The organism is Bacillus sp. FSL P2-0099, from assembly GCF_038007445.1.
In the GTDB taxonomy this organism is placed as follows: domain Bacteria; phylum Bacillota; class Bacilli; order Bacillales; family Bacillaceae_G; genus Bacillus_A; species Bacillus_A mycoides.
The window spans coordinates 4,811,125-4,831,915 of record NZ_JBBOXE010000001.1; the positions used below are offsets into that span (position 1 = coordinate 4,811,125).

A 20,791-nucleotide genomic window follows, 5' to 3' on the forward strand; every position below is an offset into this window, starting at 1 on the left:
CTAGTTTTCAAAGAACATACATTTAAACTTGAGAGATAGTTCTCTCAAAACTGAACGAAACAAAACAAGTCAACGTTTATTGATGAACTGCGTTCATCAATTCTCCATAGAAAGGAGGTGATCCAGCCGCACCTTCCGATACGGCTACCTTGTTACGACTTCACCCCAATCATCTGTCCCACCTTAGGCGGCTGGCTCCATAAAGGTTACCCCACCGACTTCGGGTGTTACAAACTCTCGTGGTGTGACGGGCGGTGTGTACAAGGCCCGGGAACGTATTCACCGCGGCATGCTGATCCGCGATTACTAGCGATTCCAGCTTCATGTAGGCGAGTTGCAGCCTACAATCCGAACTGAGAACGGTTTTATGAGATTAGCTCCACCTCGCGGTCTTGCAGCTCTTTGTACCGTCCATTGTAGCACGTGTGTAGCCCAGGTCATAAGGGGCATGATGATTTGACGTCATCCCCACCTTCCTCCGGTTTGTCACCGGCAGTCACCTTAGAGTGCCCAACTTAATGATGGCAACTAAGATCAAGGGTTGCGCTCGTTGCGGGACTTAACCCAACATCTCACGACACGAGCTGACGACAACCATGCACCACCTGTCACTCTGCTCCCGAAGGAGAAGCTCTATCTCTAGAGTTTTCAGAGGATGTCAAGACCTGGTAAGGTTCTTCGCGTTGCTTCGAATTAAACCACATGCTCCACCGCTTGTGCGGGCCCCCGTCAATTCCTTTGAGTTTCAGCCTTGCGGCCGTACTCCCCAGGCGGAGTGCTTAATGCGTTAACTTCAGCACTAAAGGGCGGAAACCCTCTAACACTTAGCACTCATCGTTTACGGCGTGGACTACCAGGGTATCTAATCCTGTTTGCTCCCCACGCTTTCGCGCCTCAGTGTCAGTTACAGACCAGAAAGTCGCCTTCGCCACTGGTGTTCCTCCATATCTCTACGCATTTCACCGCTACACATGGAATTCCACTTTCCTCTTCTGCACTCAAGTCTCCCAGTTTCCAATGACCCTCCACGGTTGAGCCGTGGGCTTTCACATCAGACTTAAGAAACCACCTGCGCGCGCTTTACGCCCAATAATTCCGGATAACGCTTGCCACCTACGTATTACCGCGGCTGCTGGCACGTAGTTAGCCGTGGCTTTCTGGTTAGGTACCGTCAAGGTGCCAGCTTATTCAACTAGCACTTGTTCTTCCCTAACAACAGAGTTTTACGACCCGAAAGCCTTCATCACTCACGCGGCGTTGCTCCGTCAGACTTTCGTCCATTGCGGAAGATTCCCTACTGCTGCCTCCCGTAGGAGTCTGGGCCGTGTCTCAGTCCCAGTGTGGCCGATCACCCTCTCAGGTCGGCTACGCATCGTCGCCTTGGTGAGCCGTTACCTCACCAACTAGCTAATGCGACGCGGGTCCATCCATAAGTGACAGCCGAAGCCGCCTTTCAATTTCGAACTATGCAGTTCAAAATATTATCCGGTATTAGCCCCGGTTTCCCGGAGTTATCCCAGTCTTATGGGTAGGTTACCCACGTGTTACTCACCCGTCCGCCGCTAACTTCATAAGAGCAAGCTCTTAATCCATTCGCTCGACTTGCATGTATTAGGCACGCCGCCAGCGTTCATCCTGAGCCAGGATCAAACTCTCCAATAAAGTTAGTTTGTCTAGCATCTAAAAATAAAAATTGACGTTCACGTTGTTTGTTTCGTTCAGTTTTCAAAGAACTTATCTGCCGCTTCAGAAGCGACTTCATCATATTAACATCTTCATTTTTCGATGTCAACTATGTTTTTCAATTTCTTTTTTGTCGTTTCCTGCGTTTCTGCATCAGCGACGTTTATTAATATATCATGTGAAAAAATGAAATGCAACACCTTTTGAAAACTTTTTTGAAACCAACTACATTTCTTTTTTAATATCATATACTTAAACGAAACATCTCTTTCATTTCTAAGTAATTCCTACATATATTCTATAGAAAGTCACTCTGTCAAAAAACGTTTCTTTCTATATAAAGTGAAACTTTAATGAGTGAGGGGTATTCATCCCCCACTCATTATTAACCTTCACCAATCGGGCATTTACGGGCAGTCGTCCCCCACCTAACTTTCTCGCATTCGGCGAATTTTGAGGCGGGGCTTACTGCCCGCAAATAGTGGGATAAACGTTTTATTCATATACCATATCATACAAGGAGGAATATACATGGACTACACCGACTTATTAATAAAACTAGGTCTCTCGGCTATTTTAGGATTCGCTATCGGTTTAGAGCGCGAATTAAAACGTAAACCACTCGGCTTAAAAACGTGTTTAGTTATTTCTATTATTAGTTGCCTCCTAACCATTGTTTCTATTAAAGCAGCTTACAACTTACCACATACCGATCATATGAATATGGATCCACTTCGACTTGCCGCTCAAATTGTATCAGGAATTGGTTTTTTAGGTGCCGGTGTAATTTTACGCAGAGGAAACGATAGTATTGCGGGGTTAACGACCGCCGCTATGATTTGGGGTGCTTCTGGCATCGGCATTGCCGTTGGAGCTGGTTTCTATATCGAGGCTATTTTCGGAATGTGTTTCCTTATGATTAGTGTAGAACTTATACCATTAGCGATGAAATACGTCGGTCCTAGATCATTTCGCCAACGTGATATCGCAGTGAAACTCGTTGTACGAAATATGGACAATATCCCGACCGTAATTGAAGAAATAAAAGAAATGGATATAAAAGTTAAGAACATGAAGCTCAAAACATTGGAAAATGGTTCGCACTATTTACATTTAAAATTGTCTATCGATCAAAAAAGACATACTGCTGATGTTTATTATGCTCTTCAGCATCTTGAAAGTGTTCAACAAACTGAAGTTGAAAGTATGTATTAATTATGAAATGAACTCTCTTTTTAATTAGAGAGTTTTTCTTTTTTCTATAATGGTAACAATGAATGTAGTCCTGAAAAGTAAGGAGGAATAGGAACTTGAAATCCCGTCCGAATTTAGTAGATACATTTCGTGATTCCATTATATTTCGTTTAATTTGTTTTATTATTGTACTTACTACCTTCTCCGGCTTTCTTATACATATATTAGAGCCATCTCACTTCACCACATGGTTCGACGGGGTTTGGTGGTCAATCGTTACCATTTTCACCGTTGGATACGGCGATTTCGCCCCCCATACAACGATAGGAAAACTTATTGGTATATGTATTATTTTATTAGGAACGGGACTTTGTTCTTATTATATGGTTCTATTCGCTACCGACATGATTAATAAACAATATATGAGAATTAAGGGTGAAGCAGCTGCTACCTCTAATGGTCATATGATTATCGTTGGCTGGAATGAGCGTGCAAAACATGTTGTAAAACAAATGCACATATTACAACCGAACCTTGATATCGTTTTAATTGATGAAACACTTTCTTTACTTCCAAAGCCATTTCATCATTTAGAATTTATAAAAGGTTGTCCGCATCACGATCAAACTTTATTAAAAGCTAACATTACAACAGCTCACACTATATTAATAACAGCGGATAAAGAGAAGAACGAAAGCTTAGCAGATACACAGTCCATTTTAAATATTTTAACTGCAAAAGGACTTAATCCAAACATTCACTGCATCGCTGAACTTCTTACTTCTGAACAAATCCAAAATGCAACGAGAGCTGGCGTATCAGAAATTATAGAAGGAAATAAATTAACGAGCTATGTATTTACCGCTTCTCTTTTATTCCCTTCCATTTCAGGTGTACTATTCTCACTTTACGATGAAATCTCTGATAACAAATTACAACTGATGGAGATTCCCCCGTCCTGCACCGGACAATCCTTTGCAAATTGTAGCTATACTCTTTTAAAGCAAAACATTCTCTTACTAGGTGTAAAGCGCGACGAACAATATATGATCAATCCAGTTCATTCTTTCATTCTCATCGAAAGCGACATACTCATCGTTATTCACCATTAAAAAAATGATTTTCTAGTTCTTGTACCAATACTTTACCAATATTGACATACTTTCTTTTCACATCTCCATCTGGATCTTGCGGCTCCGCAAATTGATCCAATCCACTCGTTCCAGCTGTTAAAGCATTAACATTATCATCTAGTTCGTCTTGATATACGTGCGAAAGAATATACGGTGTTTCAAGACGGACTATTACACCAGGCACATCTAGTTCCCCATCCACCGCTGTAAATGGTACGCGTAAAAATTGATACCCTTCTTCTTCGTCGATTTTATAATCAAAGCATCCTTTATCATAATCCCAATTGCCGCCAATACTATATCCAAGTGGTTTCATAACCTCTTCTAACTTATATAACGCATATGTACATCCTTCTAATTTTGATTGAATCGGAATCAAGCCCATCCCTCCTAGACTTTTCCTTTAGCATACCCATTCTAGTTTGAATATACCGATGTACCTTTCAATAAAATAATAAAAAGCGACCGGAGACCCGATCACTTTTCATTATTTTAAACGCTCTTCTAATTCTGCTTTTAATTCTTCAAATCCTGGTTTACCAAGTAAAGCAAACATGTTTTTCTTGTATGCTTCTACTCCTGGTTGGTCAAATGGATTTACGCCTAATAGGTAGCCGCTCATCGCACATGCTTTTTCGAAGAAGTATACAAGGTAACCGAATGTGTACTCATTTAATTCAGGGATGTTTACGATTAAGTTTGGTACTCCGCCATCGCTATGTGCAAGTAATGTACCTTCGTATGCTTTTGTGTTTACGAAGTCTATCGTTTCACCAGCAAGGTAGTTTAATCCATCTAAATCGTTGTCGTCTAATTCGATTTTTAGTTCGTGTGTAGATTTACCTACTTTAAGAACTGTTTCGAATAGGTCACGACGACCTTCTTGAATGTATTGACCTAATGAGTGTAAGTCAGTTGAGAAGTTTGCTGAAGATGGGAAAATACCTTTTTGATCTTTTCCTTCACTTTCACCAAATAACTGTTTCCACCACTCAGAGAAGTAGTGAAGTGCTGGCTCATAGTTAACAAGCATTTCAATTGTTTTCCCTTTATTATATAGAGCATTACGAACTACTGCGTATTGGTAAGCTGGGTTTTCTTCAAGTTCTGATTTCGCGAAATCATTATGACCAGCAGCTGCACCTTTCATCATCTCTTCAATGTTTAGGCCACTTACAGCGATTGGCAATAAACCTACTGGTGTTAATACAGAGAAACGACCGCCAACATCATCTGGAATAACGAACGTTTCGTAGCCTTCATTATCAGATAATGTTTTTAAAGCACCGCGTGCTTTATCTGTAGTCGCATAAATACGTTTGCGTGCTTCTTCTTTTCCATACTTTTCTTCTAATAATTTACGGAAAATACGGAATGCGATTGCAGGCTCTGTTGTTGTACCTGATTTGGAAATAACGTTAATAGAAAAGTCTTTACCTTCTAGTACGTCCATTAAATCTTTCATGTAAGTGGAGCTAATGTTTTGTCCAACAAATAGCACTTGTGGAGTTTTACGTTGTTCTTTAGAAAGCGTGTTATAGAAAGAATGGTTTAACATTTCAATTGCTGCGCGTGCTCCTAGGTAAGAACCACCAATACCTACAACAAGTAAAATGTCAGAGTCATTTTTAATTTTTTCTGCGCATTTTTGAATGCGAGCGAATTCTTCTTTGTCATATTGAAGCGGAAGCTCTACCCACCCAAGGAAATCGTTCCCAGCTCCAGTTTTTTCGTGGATTGCATGATGTGTTACTTTTACTGCATCACGTAAATAAGTTAGTTCATTTTCACCGATGAAGGATAACGCTTTAGAATAGTCGAACGTTACATGTGTACTCATCTTTTTCCCTCCAATTATGTATATGTATTTCTGTATTCACTTTAGCGAAACTAAAGTTGTAAATCAAGCGATTCAACAATTGTAAACGTAACCATTATTTATTTTTTAGAAAAAGTTCATTTTTTGCATAAAAATTCGAATTTTTCGGTATAGATGTATATACATCGTTTTTCGTACATTTTTCATGTATAAAAACAACAAAACTATACCATTCTATAAAGGAGTTAAATTTTCTTATTAACTCCTTGCTTGCTCACGCTTCACATTAAGGGGGGGCTTTTCATGAGTACCTTGCAACGTATCGCATTAGTCTTCACTGTAATCGGCGCTGTTAACTGGGGACTGATCGGGTTCTTCCAGTTTGACTTAGTAGCAGCTATTTTCGGGGGACAGAACTCAGCTCTTGCACGTATTATTTACGGCATCGTTGGTATTTCTGGGCTTATCAATCTCGGCTTACTATTTAAACCATCCGAGAATCTTGGTACTCACCCAGAAACACATGAAATTCAATAGTCAGTATGTCTTTTTCGCCTCCGACATACGAATATGATTGCATGCAATCATATTTGCAAATATATATATCATAAGTCACAGTAAAAGAGGAACGCTCATATGCGTTCCTCTTTTACTTTATTACCTCCGACTCTTCAATCCATTCTGCTAGCTTTTCTCGCAGTGTATTAAATCCGTTCTCTGATGGATTCGGTATAAGAATTCGTCCTTGCTTTCTTTTCGCCGCTTTTAACGATAAACTCATTTTTCTGTGTTCTTCATCAATTGAAAGTACTTTTACTTCTACTGTATCTCCGACCTTTAAAAAGTCATGAATGTCTTTTACATACCCATTTGTGATTTCAGATATATGCACAAGTCCTTGTGTTTCTGCATCCAAAGCTACAAATGCACCGTAATCTTGAATTCCAGTTACTTTCCCTGTTACAACCACTCCCGTTGTATATTGTTCTGACATGTGAAACACTCCCATACGTTTACCATTTTCTCTACAATTGTAAATAGCAAAGCAGATGTATTTATTGTTAAATATCCGATTAGTGGTAAGTATCCTAAGTAAAACACCGAGGATACTCCCACCTTATATTAGTAAATTATACCACTTTGATAGAACTCATTCAAAATTCACGAAAAAATTTCCTGTAATACGTATAATTCTCCAATATTAGGATAGAATACTAACACATGGCTTTCTAGTATTCCCCCCTTTTATGGACAAAACGTATTGTGTTTTGTCCTTTTTTTATTCTCTATGAACCGTTCCATTCTCTTCATTGCTTCCATAAGTTGCTCAAGCGATGTTGCATACGAACAACGAATAAATCCTTCACCACTCCCGCCAAACACATTTCCAGGAACAACAGCCACTTTTTCTTCTAATAATAATTGTTCTGCAAATTCTGCTGAAGATAGTCCGGTTGAAGCTATAGAAGGGAAGACATAAAATGCCCCGCCTGGCACATGACATGTTAAGCCCATTTCATTGAAAGATGTCGTCATAAAGTTACGACGTTTTTTATAGCTATCTCTCATTCGAATTACTTCATCATTTCCCCCGCGTAATGCTTCAAGTGCTGCAAATTGAGACATCGTCGGTGCACACATCATTGAATACTGGTGGATTTTGAGCATTAATTCTGAAAATTGAACAGGGGCTGCAATCATCCCAAGACGCCATCCCGTCATGGCAAACCCTTTTGAAAATCCTGAAATTAAAATCGTATGGTCACGCATATTTTTAATACTCGCGAAACTCGTATATGCTTCGTCGTATACGAGCTCTGCATAAATTTCATCCGATAACACGATTAAATTATACTTCTCAACAATAACAGCTAGCTTTTCTAATTCGGATTTATTTAACATTGCGCCTGTTGGGTTATTGGGAGAACAAAGTAATATTGCCTTTGTTTTCGTTGTAATAGCTGCTTCAATTTGATCTGGCTGTACTTTAAATTCATCTTCTAATGAAGTCGCCACTGGAACAGGGACCCCGCCCGCTAACGTAACAAGCGGTGCATACGAAACGAAACTTGGTTCAATAATAAGTATTTCATCATCAGGGTTTACAATAGCACGCATCGCTACATCTAGCGCTTGACTCGCTCCAACTGTAACAATGATTTCATCATTCGGATCATAAGATACTGCAAATTGTTTTTTTAGATACTTTGCTATTTCTTGACGGAGCTCCAATAATCCTGCATTTGCTGTATATGACGTATATCCTTGTTCTAAAGAACGAATACATGCTTGCCTTACATTCCAAGGTGTAACAAAGTCCGGCTCTCCCACTCCAAGTGAAATAACACCTTTCATACTTGCCGCTAAATCAAAAAACTTTCGTATACCGGACGGTTGTAAAGATTCTGCTACTCTAGATAGGTCAAATTGCTTCACGGTGTCACCACAATTCTCTTATCATCATCTGTCTTTTCATAAATAATCCCCTCATGTTTATACTTCTTCAAAATAAAATGAGTTGTCGTTGAAACGACAGATTCAATTGTTGCTAATTTCTCAGAAACAAACATCGCTACTTCTCCCATCGTCTTTCCTTCTAATGTAATAGAAAGGTCATATGTCCCAGACATTAAATAAACGGATTTCACTTCTGAATAGCGATAAATTTGTTCAGCTACTGCATCAAAACCGACACCACGCTTCGGTGTAACTTTCACATCAATCATCGCCGTTAAACCAGTATGTTCTTTCACTTTTGTCCAATCGATATGTGTTACATAGTCCACGATAATCTTTTCACTTTCTAATTTCGTAACCATTTTTTTCACTTCTTCTACTTCTATATTTAACAACTTCGCTAATGTATCTACAGATAAACGACTATTCTTTTCAAGACAAGCTAATAATTCCAATTCTTTCTCTGTCACCATATAAATCATCCTTCCTTTTAGTTTCTGTCTAAATTATACAAATACTCTTTCCAATTTGAAAAGAAGATTTTTTTAGTGAATTATGTCAAAATAAAGTGAAACTTTAATCAGTGGAAAGACTCACCCCGCTGATTATTATTTGAACCAATCGAGCTTTTACGGACCGTTGCTTTCCCACCTAACCTCTTTGCTTAAGCTGCTTTTTGAGGCGGGAGGCTTACTGTCCGTTAAATCGGGGTAAAGTGAAAAAACGCAGGATAAAGTGAAAGGGGATGGAACCGTGAAACCAAAAGTATATATTGCCGAACCAGTTCCAACATTTGTAGAAAACTATTTATCAGAACACTGTGATTTTGAAAAATGGGATCAAAACGAGAAAGTACCTCGTGATGTTCTATTAGAAAAAATAAAAGATAAAGATGGGTTATTAAATTTCGGATCTACTATAAATGAAGAATTATTGCAGGTTGCTCCTAATTTAAAAGTAGTAAGTAACATTTCTGTTGGCCATGATAACTTTGATTTAAAAGCGATGGAGAAACAAAATGTTATCGGAACGAATACTCCATATGTGTTAGATGATACAGTAGCCGATCTCGTTTTCGCTCTTATGTTATCTGCTGGTCGCCGTGTTTGCGAACTCAATTCCTATGTAAAAAATGGTGAATGGAACGCTGAAATTGGAAAAGAACACTTCGGACTAGATGTACATCATAGTACGATTGGTATTATCGGAATGGGACGAATTGGAGAAGCTGTCGCAAAACGAGCGAAATTCGGCTTTGATATGAATGTCCTTTACTATAACCGTCGCCGTAAAGAAGAAGCTGAGCAAAAATTTGATGCTACATATTGTGATTTACAAACTTTAATCAAACAATCTGATTTTATTATTCTTCTTACTCCATTAACAGATGAAACGTATCATCTTATCGGTGAAAAGGAATTTTCACTAATGAAAGAAACAGCAATTTTCATTAATGCTTCTCGCGGGAAAACAGTAGATGAAACTGCATTAATTCATGCGTTAACAGAAAAGAAAATATTTGCAGCCGGCATCGACACATTTACACAAGAGCCGATTCAAAAAGAGAATCCGCTCTTATCATTACAAAACGTTGTAACTTTACCGCACATCGGATCTGCAACATTAAAAACTCGGCAGCAAATGGCAATGACAGCTGCTGAAAATTTAGTAGCAGGATTACAAGGAAAAACACCACCTAATATTGTGCGTGGGTAATTATAAATAAGCGAAAGGCAAGATGACGATGTCATCTTGCCTTTTTTTGTTAACATATTTTGTTTCTTGCCGGGAGATGATATGAACAAAAATCAATGGAGTGACAAAAAATGAACCATGAATGCAAATGCCCTTACTTCACTTTTTCCACTCGCGGGACTACTATTCATTACGAATTGTATGAACATAATACTAAAAAAGAACGACCTACTTTCGTACTCGTTCACGGCTTCCTCTCTTCCTCATTTAGCTATCGACGACTCATTCCTTTACTAACAAAGGAAGGTACAGTAATTGCCCTTGATTTACCACCATTCGGAAAAAGTGATAAATCTCATCTCTTTAAATATTCTTATCACAATTTAGCAGCTATTATTATCGATTTAATCGAACATTTATCTCTCGCGAATATTGTATTAGTTGGCCATTCTATGGGCGGACAAATTTCACTCTTTGTAAACCGACTACGCCCTGAATTAATTTCAAAGACGATTTTACTATGTAGCTCTAGTTATTTAGCACGCGCAAACTTACCTTTACTGTACTCCTCTTATTTACCGTTCTTCCACTTATACGTGAAGAACTGGATTATTCGAAGGGGCATCGTCCATAACTTAATGAATGTCGTTCATGACCATTCATTAATTGACAATGAAATGATGGAAGGCTATGCTGCTCCTTTTTATGATGATCGTATATTCCCTGCTTTAACTCGAATGATAAGAGACCGTGAAGGTGACTTATCTTCAACTGAATTACAAAAAATCGAAACCCCAGTATTACTCATTTGGGGTGAAAAAGATCGCGTCGTCCCTGTACATGTAGGACACCGTCTCCATAAAGACCTGCCAAATTCAACTTTCATTTCTTACGAAAATACAGGGCACTTACTACCTGAAGAAAAGCCCGATCATGTTTATGAAGAAATTATTACGTTTGCGACGCAATAAAGTGAAGCTTTAATCCGTGGGGGTTTTTACGGGCAGTTTGATTTCTCGCCTAACCTCTTTGCTTCAACCGAATTTTGAGGCAGGAGTCTTACTGCCCGCAAATAGCGGGATAAAGTGAAGCTTTAATCAATCAGCACAAATGAAAATAAACAAAAAGGCTGTCGTAAATTCCGACAGCCTATAACGAACAACTTCCGCCTTCTTTTAGTACGAGTAACTCTACTGCTAATTTTTCGCATTTTTCAAGTGCAGGTACTTCTTCAAAAGACATAAAGTATATATGTTGAATCTTCTTTGCGATGTATTTCGGATCATCAAACACACTTACGACGTTTACAACATCGCTCGCTTCTGTTTCATAAAACTCCGGTCCCATTTGAAACGGATCCCAATTTTTCACAACCTCAATCATTTTGTCATATGCACCCATCTGCTTCCCGCCTTTTCACTTTTTAATGCTTTTCTTTATCGTATCACATCAGCTATTCTATAAGAAGAGTGAGAATTTTCATAACTTAACAGTTTGACAGAAGAAAGGAGCAAACATATGCAACTATTTCATAAAACGGTAAATCGTCGCGGAACGCATAGTACAAAATGGGATACATATAAAAATGAAGAGCTCATCCACGCTTGGATTGCCGATATGGATTTTGAAGTACCAAAACCAATTCAAACTGCATTACAAAAACGCACAGAACATCCTATTTTCGGCTATACACTTCCTCCTGAAAATATTGGGGATATCATTTGTAATTGGACGAAAAGCCAATACAATTGGGAAATACAAAAAGAATGGATTGTATTTAGCGCAGGTATCGTTCCAGCTCTTAGTACGAGCATACAAGCTATAACGAAAGAAGGAGAAGCCGTACTAGTACAACCTCCTATTTATCCACCATTTTTTGAAATGGTCAAAACAAATAATAGACAATTATGTGAGAGTCCCTTATTTAAACAAAATGGCATATATAAGATAGACTTCGAGCATCTAGAAACTCAATTTAAACAAGGTGTAAAACTAATGCTTCTTTGCAGCCCTCACAATCCTATCGGGCGCGTTTGGACGAAAGAGGAGCTAACAAAACTCGGTACGTTATGTACGCAATATAATGTAACCGTTGTCGCGGATGAAATTCACGCCGATATTATTTATAGAGGCCATACTCATACACCGTTTGCTTCTTTATCTGAAGAATTAGCAGCACGCACTATTACTTGTATGGCTCCGAGCAAAACATTTAATATCGCTGGATTACAAGCATCGATCATTATTATTCCGAATGAAAATCTCCGTAATGCCTTTATGTCTATCCAATATAGACAAGGATTCCACGGATTAAATACATTTGCTTATACAGCAATGCAAAGTGCCTATACAGAATGTAATGATTGGCTAAATGAAATTCGATTGTATGTTGAAGATAACGCTCAATTTGCTTGTGAGTATATTCAAAATCACATACCAGCTCTTTCTGTAATTAAACCAGAAGGTAGTTTTTTACTGTGGATTGATTGTTCCCACTTGGATCTTTCTCAAGATGAACGAACAGCATTGCTTGAAGAGAAAGGTAAAATCATCATTGAGCCCGGTGAGAAATACGGAATGGGCGGGGAAGCCCATATCCGAATTAACATTGGCTGTCCTAGATCTGTTTTAGAAGAAATTTTAAACAGACTACACCATACATTCTCATAACAAAAAAGGAGGCTATCCCAAAATGATATTGGGATAGCCTCCTTTTTTCGGTAAATCGATATAATTCCACTTACTATCATGCGGTTTTACAACAAAAGCTATCATTCACGGTAGCTTCTATTTTTTCTTCAGATCCGACGCTTTTTTCACGATAACACCGCAAGCAATTCGGCCACCAGATTTACCAGTTGGTTGCGTCATACCATCATCAGCGTTTTCTGTAATAATAATAGACGCTCCATCTTTTCTATGAATCGTCGTTTTTCCTTCTTCAAGCGTTATATGCGGAGCATCGATTTCTGCTTTAATCTTTCCAGAACCATCCGCCACTACATTCGGTAAATCACCATTTTCCGCACCTTTCGGATTCAAGAGTCCATGTTTTTTATTATCTGGATTAAAATGATTCCCAGATGATTCGAAACTAGGCGCTTTACATTCTCCGATTTCGTGTACATGTATACCGTGTGGTCCTGGTGTAAAACCTTCCGCTTTAATCGTAATTTTCACTCCACTTGTTTGCTGAGCTACTTTTGCAGTCCCAACTTCATCACCTGAAGCATTATGTAATTTCACATCAATTTCTTTCGGCTTCCCTTGGTCACAACCCGCCATTAGAAATAATAAACAACAACTGAAAAAAAGCCATCTTTTCATTCAATTCCCTCCAAAATGCTTTCTGCCCTTAGATTGTCCGAGCATAGAGGGAAACATACAAAAATGAATTACCGTTTCTTTTCAGCTAAAAGCTTTTCTTCTACTTTCTGTAATCGCTCTGCTTCTCGTTTTGATACACGAATAAACATACGCCACGTAGCAACCGCACCGATGATAAATAGAACGCAAACAATACCTGGAATAATATACTCCGTTTTATCTTCAGGGAAATATAAAGGCATCATAACGAACACTCCTTATTATAGGATTCAAAAAACATCAGAATTTTCTGTTATATACCTTTAAATTATAGTTGAACCAGTTCATATTCTCAAGGGGGCGTTCCGAAAGCGAATGATTTCTTTGACTCCTTCGCGCACTTTCCTTACTATAAACTTGAGGTGAAAAATATGAGAGAAACATTTGAAATTGGTGAAATCGTTACTGGTATTTATAAAACTGGAAAATACATCGGCGAAATTACAAATAGCCGTCCTGGCAGTTACGTCGTAAAAGTACTAGCTGTTTTAAAACATCCAGTGCAAGGTGATTTACATAATGTAAAACAAGCTGACGTACCATTCTTCCATGAAAGACGTGCTTTAGCTTTTCGTGAACAGACGAACATTCCAGAGCAAATGGTGAAGAAATATGAAGGAGAAATTCCGGATTATACAGAGTCACTAAAATTAGCATTAGAAACTCAAATGAATTCATTTTCTGAAGATGATTCACCTTTTGCGGGGCGTAGTCTAGAAACACTTCAGCAATTGAAGCAAGATTACAAACTTTAAAAAACAAAACGACCAAATTACATATTTTGCAATTTGGTCGTTACTGTGTACTCACTTTCTTTAACACTTTCGAAAAATCAACAAGTTCCCCTAATGTCGGAGGTGCTGGTTTGACTAAATACTCTTTATCTTTTTCTACTAACTTAAAAATATTATATGTCGTCATCGCATCATCAAGCGCACAATGATGCTTTCCTGTTCCTGCTTTTCCATACGCCTCAATTGCTTTCCACAGCCCTGTTTGATTTCTCTCTCCAAAAAACTTCTTATACTCAAGCGATAAATCACGACACTGTCCAAAGAATGGAAATTCTACTCCCGCCATTTCACAGTTATGCTTTAAGACTTTCATATCCATATTTCCCCACGTTACAATTGTCGGTTTACCAATCTTTTCATATTCTGCAAGTTTCTCAACAAGTTCATGAAAAGAAATTCCTTTGTCCACTACTTCCTGTTTAATTCCTAAAAATTTTTTACATCGATCCGTTAAAGACGGAAATGTTTTCGGTCTAATATGCGATGAATACGTATCTTCCACCTTACAACCAACAACTGAAACGAGTCCGACCTCAATAATTTCTGGGAAAAAACCTTTTGGCTTTTTTCTATGCTGGGGCATCGTAAACTCAAAGTCTAAAAACAAAAATCGTTGTTCATCCATACGATCCCTTCCTTATCATATTTGTCATTCCTTTCTATTTGACACTCCTACACGAACAAGCTCGAATGCTGATTCGATTTTAAATATTCAGATTGGATGTATCTTATATATATGTCAGATGCCCACAAATATTTTTAAAAATAAGAAAAAATGACCTATGCAGAAAATATGACAAAATAAACCCTTTCATTTACATCCGCCATTTTTCTACTTTATAATGACGTTATGTGTGTTTCATCTAGTTAATTTTTTGACACACTAAGAAAAGTGAATGAAAGGAGATGAGAGTTTTGCACGAAACAACGCAAGAACTCGCAAACTGGCAGTATTATTTCGCTATCGCAGTCTTTTTAATTACATATGCCATTATTATTTCTGAAAAAATTAACCGTGCTGTCATCGCACTTCTTGGTGCAGCATTCATGGTAATTGCAGGGGTCGTTGACTTACACAATGCCTTTACGAAACATATTGAATGGGGAACAATTACATTACTCATCGGTATGATGATACTCGTAAACATTACAAGTAAGTCAGGTGTCTTCCAATACGTTGCCATTAAAGCCGCAAAAGGAGCACAAGGAAATCCAATTAAAATTTTAATTTCACTTTCCTTACTTACCGCGCTTGGCTCCGCATTTTTAGATAACGTTACAACAGTACTTCTTGTTGTTCCAGTTACTTTATCTATTACGCGCATCTTGCAAGTAAATCCTGTTCCATATTTACTTTCTGAAATTATTTTTTCAAATATCGGAGGAACAGCAACATTAATTGGTGATCCGCCAAATATTATGATTGGTTCTGCAAATAAGCATTTAGATTTCAATGCTTTCTTATTCAACTTAGCACCTATCGTGATCATCATTATTGCTGTTACAGCAACAATGCTTTACTTCATGTACCGTAAGCAATTAATTGCTGATCCTGTACAAATTAAAAAGTTAATGAGCTTAGATGAAAAACAATACATTAAAGACCCAGTATTAATGAAGAAATCTTTAACAGTACTTGGCCTTACTATTTTAGGTTTCATGACTCATTCTATTTTCCATATTGATGCAGCTATCATCGCCTTAACTGGCGCTACTGTACTTATGCTAATCGGTGTGAAAGAGCATGAAATTGAAGAGGTATTCGCAAGTGTAGAGTGGGTAACAATCTTCTTCTTCGCGGGACTATTCGTACTCGTTGGAGGACTTATTGATATCGGGCTTATCAAAATGTTAGCTCAAAAAGTAATTGGAATAACAGGCGGAGATATCTCTCACGCATCTATCCTTATTCTATGGGTATCTGGTATCGCCTCTGCAACAATCGATAACATTCCATTCGTTGCAACAATGATTCCACTTATTAACGATATGGCAGTTGGGCTAGGTTTATCACCTTCTGACGCACAAGTCGACGTACTATGGTGGGCATTAGCATTAGGTGCTTGCTTAGGTGGAAACGGAACATTAATCGGGGCTTCTGCTAACGTAATCGTAGCCGGAATCGCAAGTCGTGAAGGACATAAATTCAGCTACATGGAATTCCTTAAAGTCGGCTTCCCAATTATGATCGTTTCATTAATCATTTCTCACATTTACATTTACTTACGCTATCTTATGTAGTAGAAAAAAGCGCCCTGCTCAGCAGGGCGCTTTCGTTCTTTTTTCAGCATATCCGAATTATTATAGAACCAAATATATCGACCGCAGGGCAACTTTGATACGCCTACTCGTTATACCTCACCGGCTCATTCCGAATAATGAACAAATGAATCGGCAAGAAAACCGAAAACGTGATTGTATGAATGATCGTAAACAGTATGGAATTCGTTCCGTATCTATCCAAAATAGCATAGATAAGATAAATAGACAGTACAAGTGATACAGCTGTTGCTAATATATATAGAATTGGTACGAAATTAAAGATGAAGCATCCAACATATATGCCAAATACTTTCCACCCTGCTTCTTCTTTCAAGAAATCTGGTAATTTATCTTTCGCTAAATCACCCCATATCTTACTATTTATAAACGGAATAAAAGCAAGAACACCATCAGTTGCACCATCATTTTTCGCCATCGTATAAAGTGCAAAAGCCGTTAACAAATACGAAATAATTGCCCAAATTATTATAACAAGCATAAACGCAAAACTAAGAGCAAAGAAACCTGCTAGTACGCCTTGATCTTCCATCTTATCCTCTCCTCTCTCTTCTCAACATATTTCATTACAGTGCAAGTTATGTTTTAAAATTTAACCAAACTCTTTGTATAATAAGAAGAGAAAGATAATGAGAGAGGAGCACATACCTATGCATCCATTTGTAAAGGCATTACAAGAGCATTTTACAGCTCATCAAAATCCCGAAAAAGCAGAACCGATGGCACGTTATATGAAAAATCACTTCCCGTTTCTCGGTATTCAAACTCCTGAGAGAAGACAGTTATTGAAAGACGTAATTCAAATACATACTCTCCCAGATAAAAAGGACTTCCAAATTATCGTGCGTGAACTTTGGGACCTACCAGAACGTGAATTTCAAGCTGCCGCACTCGATATCATGCAAAAATATAAAAAACACATAAACGAAACTCACATCCCATTTTTAGAAGAACTTATTGTCACAAAATCTTGGTGGGATTCTGTTGATAGCATCGTCCCTACATTTTTAGGTGCTATCTTTTTAAAACATCCAGAATTAATTTCTGCATATATTCCAAAATGGATTGCATCAGAAAACATATGGTTACAACGTGCCGCTATTTTATTCCAGCTAAAATATAAACAAAAAATGGATGAAGAACTCCTTTTCTGGATTATCGGACAACTACATTCCTCAAAAGAATTTTTCATTCAAAAAGCAATCGGCTGGGTCCTTCGCGAATATGCAAAAACAAAACCAGATGTAGTATGGGAATACGTTCAAAACAACGAACTCGCTCCATTAAGTAAACGCGAAGCAATTAAGCACATTAAGCAAAATTACGGAATAAATAACGAAAAAATAGGCGAAACTCTATCCTAGATGGGCACGTTCCTCTATTGAGATTTAAAAAAGAACGTGTTAAAATATGTTCATTATTATTAATATAAGTAGCGATGACGGACTTATAAGTACTTGCATAAAAAGCGATTCAGGGATAGTGAAAGCCTGAAGCTGCGAGGAAACGGCAGTCTCGAGCAATACGTGATAAAGTGGATGCACATTTTGTGTATCAACTAGGGTGGAACCGCGGGCAAACGCTCGTCCCTAGGCGATTAAGCCTTGGGATGAGCGTTTTTTTATGTTTTTTAAAGCATATATTGCTCGTTTCCAAAGTACCCATCACGTCATCGCAAATACGTTAACTTTCAAAAGGAGGATTTTATTATGTATTCAATGGAACAAGTTGTAAACTTAGCGAAACATCGCGGTTTCGTTTTCCCTGGTTCTGAAATTTACGGTGGTCTTGCAAACACATGGGATTACGGTCCACTTGGAATCGAATTAAAAAATAACGTCAAAAAAGCTTGGTGGAAAAAATTCATTCAAGAATCTCCACACAACGTTGGTTTAGATGCTGCTATTTTAATGAACCCAAAAACTTGGATCGCTTCTGGTCACGTTGGTAACTTTAATGATCCAATGATCGACTGTAAAAAATGTAAAGCTCGTCACCGTGCTGACAAATTAATTGAAGATGCATTAGACGCAAAAGGTATCGAAATGGTCGTTGACGGTCTTACTTTCGACCAAATGGCTGACTTAATGAAAGAACATGAAGTAAAATGCCCAGATTGCGGTAGCCAAGAATTCACGGAAATCCGTCAGTTCAACTTAATGTTCAAAACATTCCAAGGTGTTACAGAGTCTAGCACAAACGAAATCTTCCTTCGTCCTGAAACAGCACAAGGTATTTTCGTAAACTTTAAAAACGTACAACGCTCTATGCGTAAGAAACTTCCATTTGGTATCGGCCAAATCGGTAAAAGTTTCCGTAACGAAATCACACCTGGTAACTTCACATTCCGTACACGTGAATTCGAACAAATGGAACTTGAATTCTTCTGTAAGCCTGGTGAAGATTTAGAGTGGTTCGCATTCTGGCGTGAAACTTGTAAAAACTGGTTACTTTCACTTGGTATGACTGAAGAAAGCATGCGTCTTCGTGACCACGGTGAAGACGAATTATCTCATTACAGTAACGCAACAACTGATATTGAATTCAGATTCCCATTCGGTTGGGGCGAACTATGGGGCGTTGCATCTCGTACAGACTTCGATTTAAAACGTCATATGGAACACTCTAACGAAGACTTTAACTATATCGATCCACAAACGAATGAGCGTTACGTGCCTTACTGCATCGAGCCATCTCTAGGTGCAGACCGTGTAACATTAGCATTCTTATGTGATGCATATGAAGAAGAGCAATTAGAAAACGATTCTCGTACAGTTCTTCGTTTCCACCCTGCTTTAGCACCATATAAAGCAGCTATCTTACCATTATCTAAAAAGCTATCTGAAGGTGCTACTGAAGTATTCGCAGAACTAGCTAAAGACTTCATGGTAGACTTTGATGAAACTGGTTCTATCGGTAAACGTTACCGTCGTCAAGACGAAATCGGTACACCATTCTGTATCACATACGACTTCGACTCTGTTGAAGACAAAGCTGTTACAGTACGTGACCGTGACACAATGGAACAAGTTCGTATGCCAATTAGCGAACTAAAAGGTTTCTTAGAGAAAAAAATCCAGTTCTAATTATAAAAAAAGAGGCTGCTCATCAGAGCTGCCTCTTTTCTATTTTTCACGTTTTTCTTTAATTGCTACTGTACATCTTGATATACATAGTAACTCATCATTTTCATCAATGATGCGAATATCCCAAACCATTGTCGATTGTCCTCTATGTATCGGTGTTCCAATTGCTGTTACAATTCCATCTTGCTTTGAGCGAATATGATTTGCATTAATTTCTAATCCGAAACAAATACATTTTTCTTGATCAATTAAATTGTATGAGCCAACACTTGCCACAGTTTCTGCTAATGCAACAGATGCACCACCGTGTAAAAATCCAAACGGCTGATGCGTGCGTTCATCAACAGGCATTGTAGCAACTACTTTATCCTCTGTCATTTCTAACAACTCAATTCCAAGCGAATCCATTAAAGTTTTTGACATATCGTTTTCAACCTCTCTCACTTTAGATCAAATGTATAATTTTACCTGTTTAATTTCAAACTACCTATAACACTTATATAAGGAGGTTTCACCTAAATGAAACAGAAATTTTGTATACTATTGCTTATGTTCTCCTTGCTGACTATTGTACCAAATTGTGCAATAGCAGCCAAAGCATCCAACCTGACAATCAATGTTAAGACTGTAACGCAAAAAGGTAAGAAACCTTATATAGAATATCAAATTAATAGGCCTTCCTTTCACAACTTTTCTGATTCAAAATTTCAAAATAAGCTGAATTCCTATTACAAAAACTCTACTACTAAATTTAAAAGTAAATTAGAAAAAGAAGCGAAGAAATATTATGAGGAAACAGAAGGATCTAGCACACCTTTTCATCCATACGTTGCAAATGTTGACTATAAAGTAGCTTTAAACAAACCACCTTTCCTCAGCCTATATGTGAATTACTATCAATATACAGGCGGAGCGCACGGACTGTATACGTGGAAGGCAAATACATTTGATTTAAACGAAAAAAAATTATTACACTTAGACGATTTATTTCAACAAGAGGATAAATATAAAGAAATAATTCGCACAGAGATTGTAAGACAAATTAAACAAAATGAAAGCATTTATTTTCCTGATGCAGTCGAAAAAGTAACGAGCACTAAAAAGTTTCACTACTTTTTAGAACCGGATAATCTTGTAATTTATTTCTCTTTATATGAAATTGCTCCTTATTCAAGCGGAATTCCGCAGTTTCGTATTCCATACACATTGCTTAGAGACTATTTAAAGCCTTCTTATCAAAATATTTTGATTGACAACAAGTAAATATTTTCGCTACGATAATGT

22 protein-coding genes and 1 rRNA gene are annotated in these 20,791 nt (G+C 37.9%); 11 read left to right on the forward strand and 12 right to left on the reverse strand.

Annotated elements, in window-relative coordinates:
- Positions 1-110: 110 nt before the first annotated feature.
- Positions 111-1,662, reverse strand: a 16S ribosomal RNA gene (locus MKY90_RS25055).
- Positions 1,663-2,214: 552 nt separating this feature from the next.
- On the opposite strand from MKY90_RS25055, the gene MKY90_RS25060 reads away from it, so the two are divergent.
- Complete coding sequence (locus tag MKY90_RS25060) at positions 2,215-2,898, forward strand: MgtC/SapB family protein (RefSeq protein ID WP_002034530.1); 684 nt, start codon at positions 2,215-2,217, stop codon at positions 2,896-2,898.
- 95 nt (positions 2,899-2,993) lie between these two features.
- A complete protein-coding gene (locus MKY90_RS25065; protein ID WP_341092828.1) occupies positions 2,994-3,989 on the forward strand; it encodes a potassium channel family protein in 996 nt (331 codons plus the stop codon).
- On the opposite strand, the gene MKY90_RS25070 is transcribed toward MKY90_RS25065, so the two are convergent.
- Positions 3,976-4,389: a YugN-like family protein gene (locus MKY90_RS25070; protein WP_002131278.1), complete on the reverse strand. Its 414-nt coding sequence runs from the start codon at positions 4,387-4,389 to the stop codon at positions 3,976-3,978. The genes MKY90_RS25065 and MKY90_RS25070 overlap by 14 nt on opposite strands.
- Positions 4,390-4,497: 108 nt before the next feature.
- The gene (locus MKY90_RS25075) at positions 4,498-5,850 is read right to left on the reverse strand and encodes a glucose-6-phosphate isomerase (RefSeq protein WP_002015845.1); all 1,353 of its coding nucleotides are present in this window, start codon (positions 5,848-5,850) and stop codon (positions 4,498-4,500) included.
- A 282-nt stretch (positions 5,851-6,132) separates the two neighbouring features.
- Between MKY90_RS25075 and MKY90_RS25080 the strand changes: the two genes are divergently transcribed.
- Positions 6,133-6,366 carry a DUF378 domain-containing protein gene (locus MKY90_RS25080; RefSeq protein ID WP_002034535.1) on the forward strand — a complete coding sequence of 78 codons (234 nt, stop codon included), beginning with the start codon at positions 6,133-6,135 and terminating at the stop codon, positions 6,364-6,366.
- A 112-nt stretch (positions 6,367-6,478) separates the two neighbouring features.
- Here MKY90_RS25080 and yugI read toward each other — a convergent pair whose 3' ends face one another.
- From yugI to MKY90_RS25095, 3 genes are all read right to left on the reverse strand, one after another.
- The gene (yugI, locus tag MKY90_RS25085; RefSeq protein WP_002015848.1) at positions 6,479-6,823 is read right to left on the reverse strand and encodes a S1 domain-containing post-transcriptional regulator GSP13; all 345 of its coding nucleotides are present in this window, start codon (positions 6,821-6,823) and stop codon (positions 6,479-6,481) included.
- A 251-nt stretch (positions 6,824-7,074) separates the two neighbouring features.
- The gene (locus MKY90_RS25090) at positions 7,075-8,265 is read right to left on the reverse strand and encodes an aminotransferase (RefSeq protein ID WP_002129685.1); all 1,191 of its coding nucleotides are present in this window, start codon (positions 8,263-8,265) and stop codon (positions 7,075-7,077) included.
- Positions 8,262-8,759, reverse strand: coding sequence for an Lrp/AsnC family transcriptional regulator (locus MKY90_RS25095; protein WP_002067952.1), 498 nt, complete (start codon positions 8,757-8,759; stop codon positions 8,262-8,264). The genes MKY90_RS25090 and MKY90_RS25095 overlap by 4 nt, the downstream gene beginning before the upstream one ends.
- A 262-nt stretch (positions 8,760-9,021) precedes the next feature.
- On the opposite strand from MKY90_RS25095, the gene MKY90_RS25100 reads away from it, so the two are divergent.
- Both MKY90_RS25100 and MKY90_RS25105 read left to right on the forward strand, forming a co-directional pair.
- On the forward strand, positions 9,022-10,002 hold the full coding sequence (locus MKY90_RS25100) for a 2-hydroxyacid dehydrogenase (RefSeq protein ID WP_002034537.1): 981 nt from the start codon (positions 9,022-9,024) through the stop codon (positions 10,000-10,002).
- 110 nt (positions 10,003-10,112) lie between these two features.
- Positions 10,113-10,952 carry an alpha/beta fold hydrolase gene (locus MKY90_RS25105; RefSeq protein WP_002089283.1) on the forward strand — a complete coding sequence of 280 codons (840 nt, stop codon included), beginning with the start codon at positions 10,113-10,115 and terminating at the stop codon, positions 10,950-10,952.
- A gap of 178 nt (positions 10,953-11,130) precedes the next feature.
- Here the strand turns inward: MKY90_RS25105 and MKY90_RS25110 are convergent, their stop codons facing one another.
- Positions 11,131-11,382 carry a YugE family protein gene (locus MKY90_RS25110; protein ID WP_002015854.1) on the reverse strand — a complete coding sequence of 84 codons (252 nt, stop codon included), beginning with the start codon at positions 11,380-11,382 and terminating at the stop codon, positions 11,131-11,133.
- A gap of 117 nt (positions 11,383-11,499) precedes the next feature.
- Here MKY90_RS25110 and MKY90_RS25115 point away from each other — a divergent pair, with 117 nt between their 5' ends.
- Positions 11,500-12,651, forward strand: a complete 1,152-nt coding sequence (locus MKY90_RS25115; protein WP_063218138.1) for a MalY/PatB family protein — start codon at positions 11,500-11,502, stop codon at positions 12,649-12,651.
- Positions 12,652-12,768: 117 nt separating this feature from the next.
- Here MKY90_RS25115 and MKY90_RS25120 read toward each other — a convergent pair whose 3' ends face one another.
- Together MKY90_RS25120 and MKY90_RS25125 are read right to left on the reverse strand one after the other, a co-directional pair.
- Positions 12,769-13,308, reverse strand: a complete 540-nt coding sequence (locus MKY90_RS25120; RefSeq protein WP_063218137.1) for a superoxide dismutase family protein — start codon at positions 13,306-13,308, stop codon at positions 12,769-12,771.
- A 68-nt stretch (positions 13,309-13,376) separates the two neighbouring features.
- A complete protein-coding gene (locus MKY90_RS25125) occupies positions 13,377-13,553 on the reverse strand; it encodes a hypothetical protein (protein ID WP_000982764.1) in 177 nt (58 codons plus the stop codon).
- 165 nt (positions 13,554-13,718) lie between these two features.
- Between MKY90_RS25125 and MKY90_RS25130 the strand changes: the two genes are divergently transcribed.
- The gene (locus MKY90_RS25130) at positions 13,719-14,102 is read left to right on the forward strand and encodes a kinase-associated lipoprotein B (RefSeq protein ID WP_001209324.1); all 384 of its coding nucleotides are present in this window, start codon (positions 13,719-13,721) and stop codon (positions 14,100-14,102) included.
- Positions 14,103-14,142: 40 nt separating this feature from the next.
- Here MKY90_RS25130 and kapD read toward each other — a convergent pair whose 3' ends face one another.
- On the reverse strand, positions 14,143-14,766 hold the full coding sequence (gene kapD / locus MKY90_RS25135) for a 3'-5' exonuclease KapD (RefSeq protein WP_063218136.1): 624 nt from the start codon (positions 14,764-14,766) through the stop codon (positions 14,143-14,145).
- 290 nt (positions 14,767-15,056) lie between these two features.
- On the opposite strand from kapD, the gene MKY90_RS25140 reads away from it, so the two are divergent.
- A complete protein-coding gene (locus tag MKY90_RS25140) occupies positions 15,057-16,382 on the forward strand; it encodes an ArsB/NhaD family transporter (RefSeq protein WP_137058169.1) in 1,326 nt (441 codons plus the stop codon).
- Between the two features lie 103 nt (positions 16,383-16,485).
- Here the strand turns inward: MKY90_RS25140 and MKY90_RS25145 are convergent, their stop codons facing one another.
- Positions 16,486-16,953, reverse strand: a complete 468-nt coding sequence (locus tag MKY90_RS25145; RefSeq protein ID WP_002034556.1) for a hypothetical protein — start codon at positions 16,951-16,953, stop codon at positions 16,486-16,488.
- A gap of 118 nt (positions 16,954-17,071) precedes the next feature.
- On the opposite strand from MKY90_RS25145, the gene MKY90_RS25150 reads away from it, so the two are divergent.
- Both MKY90_RS25150 and MKY90_RS25155 read left to right on the forward strand, forming a co-directional pair.
- A complete protein-coding gene (locus MKY90_RS25150) occupies positions 17,072-17,785 on the forward strand; it encodes a DNA alkylation repair protein (protein WP_002067938.1) in 714 nt (237 codons plus the stop codon).
- Positions 17,786-18,130: 345 nt separating this feature from the next.
- The gene (locus tag MKY90_RS25155) at positions 18,131-19,507 is read left to right on the forward strand and encodes a glycine--tRNA ligase (protein ID WP_002015863.1); all 1,377 of its coding nucleotides are present in this window, start codon (positions 18,131-18,133) and stop codon (positions 19,505-19,507) included.
- 39 nt (positions 19,508-19,546) lie between these two features.
- Here MKY90_RS25155 and MKY90_RS25160 read toward each other — a convergent pair whose 3' ends face one another.
- On the reverse strand, positions 19,547-19,930 hold the full coding sequence (locus tag MKY90_RS25160; RefSeq protein ID WP_002034550.1) for a hotdog fold thioesterase: 384 nt from the start codon (positions 19,928-19,930) through the stop codon (positions 19,547-19,549).
- Between the two features lie 96 nt (positions 19,931-20,026).
- On the opposite strand from MKY90_RS25160, the gene MKY90_RS25165 reads away from it, so the two are divergent.
- Positions 20,027-20,770 carry a DUF3298 and DUF4163 domain-containing protein gene (locus MKY90_RS25165; RefSeq protein ID WP_002129698.1) on the forward strand — a complete coding sequence of 248 codons (744 nt, stop codon included), beginning with the start codon at positions 20,027-20,029 and terminating at the stop codon, positions 20,768-20,770.
- Positions 20,771-20,791 lie beyond the last annotated feature (21 nt).

Bases quoted from the DNA above. Each gene is read 5' to 3' on its own strand.
- MKY90_RS25160 (WP_002034550.1), bottom strand. From the start codon at position 19,930: ATGTCAAAAACTTTAATGGATTCGCTTGGAATTGAGTTGTTAGAAATG.
- MKY90_RS25095 (WP_002067952.1), bottom strand. From the start codon at position 8,759: ATGGTGACAGAGAAAGAATTGGAATTATTAGCTTGTCTTGAAAAGAAT.
- MKY90_RS25110 (WP_002015854.1), bottom strand. From the start codon at position 11,382: ATGGGTGCATATGACAAAATGATTGAGGTTGTGAAAAATTGGGATCCG.
- MKY90_RS25155 (WP_002015863.1), top strand. From the start codon at position 18,131: ATGTATTCAATGGAACAAGTTGTAAACTTAGCGAAACATCGCGGTTTC.
- MKY90_RS25080 (WP_002034535.1), top strand. From the start codon at position 6,133: ATGAGTACCTTGCAACGTATCGCATTAGTCTTCACTGTAATCGGCGCT.
- MKY90_RS25145 (WP_002034556.1), bottom strand. From the start codon at position 16,953: ATGGAAGATCAAGGCGTACTAGCAGGTTTCTTTGCTCTTAGTTTTGCG.
- yugI (WP_002015848.1), bottom strand. From the start codon at position 6,823: ATGTCAGAACAATATACAACGGGAGTGGTTGTAACAGGGAAAGTAACT.
- kapD (WP_063218136.1), bottom strand. From the start codon at position 14,766: ATGGATGAACAACGATTTTTGTTTTTAGACTTTGAGTTTACGATGCCC.
- MKY90_RS25130 (WP_001209324.1), top strand. From the start codon at position 13,719: ATGAGAGAAACATTTGAAATTGGTGAAATCGTTACTGGTATTTATAAA.
- MKY90_RS25150 (WP_002067938.1), top strand. From the start codon at position 17,072: ATGCATCCATTTGTAAAGGCATTACAAGAGCATTTTACAGCTCATCAA.
- MKY90_RS25120 (WP_063218137.1), bottom strand. From the start codon at position 13,308: ATGAAAAGATGGCTTTTTTTCAGTTGTTGTTTATTATTTCTAATGGCG.
- MKY90_RS25075 (WP_002015845.1), bottom strand. From the start codon at position 5,850: ATGAGTACACATGTAACGTTCGACTATTCTAAAGCGTTATCCTTCATC.
- MKY90_RS25105 (WP_002089283.1), top strand. From the start codon at position 10,113: ATGAACCATGAATGCAAATGCCCTTACTTCACTTTTTCCACTCGCGGG.
- MKY90_RS25115 (WP_063218138.1), top strand. From the start codon at position 11,500: ATGCAACTATTTCATAAAACGGTAAATCGTCGCGGAACGCATAGTACA.
- MKY90_RS25125 (WP_000982764.1), bottom strand. From the start codon at position 13,553: ATGATGCCTTTATATTTCCCTGAAGATAAAACGGAGTATATTATTCCA.
- MKY90_RS25165 (WP_002129698.1), top strand. From the start codon at position 20,027: ATGAAACAGAAATTTTGTATACTATTGCTTATGTTCTCCTTGCTGACT.
- MKY90_RS25060 (WP_002034530.1), top strand. From the start codon at position 2,215: ATGGACTACACCGACTTATTAATAAAACTAGGTCTCTCGGCTATTTTA.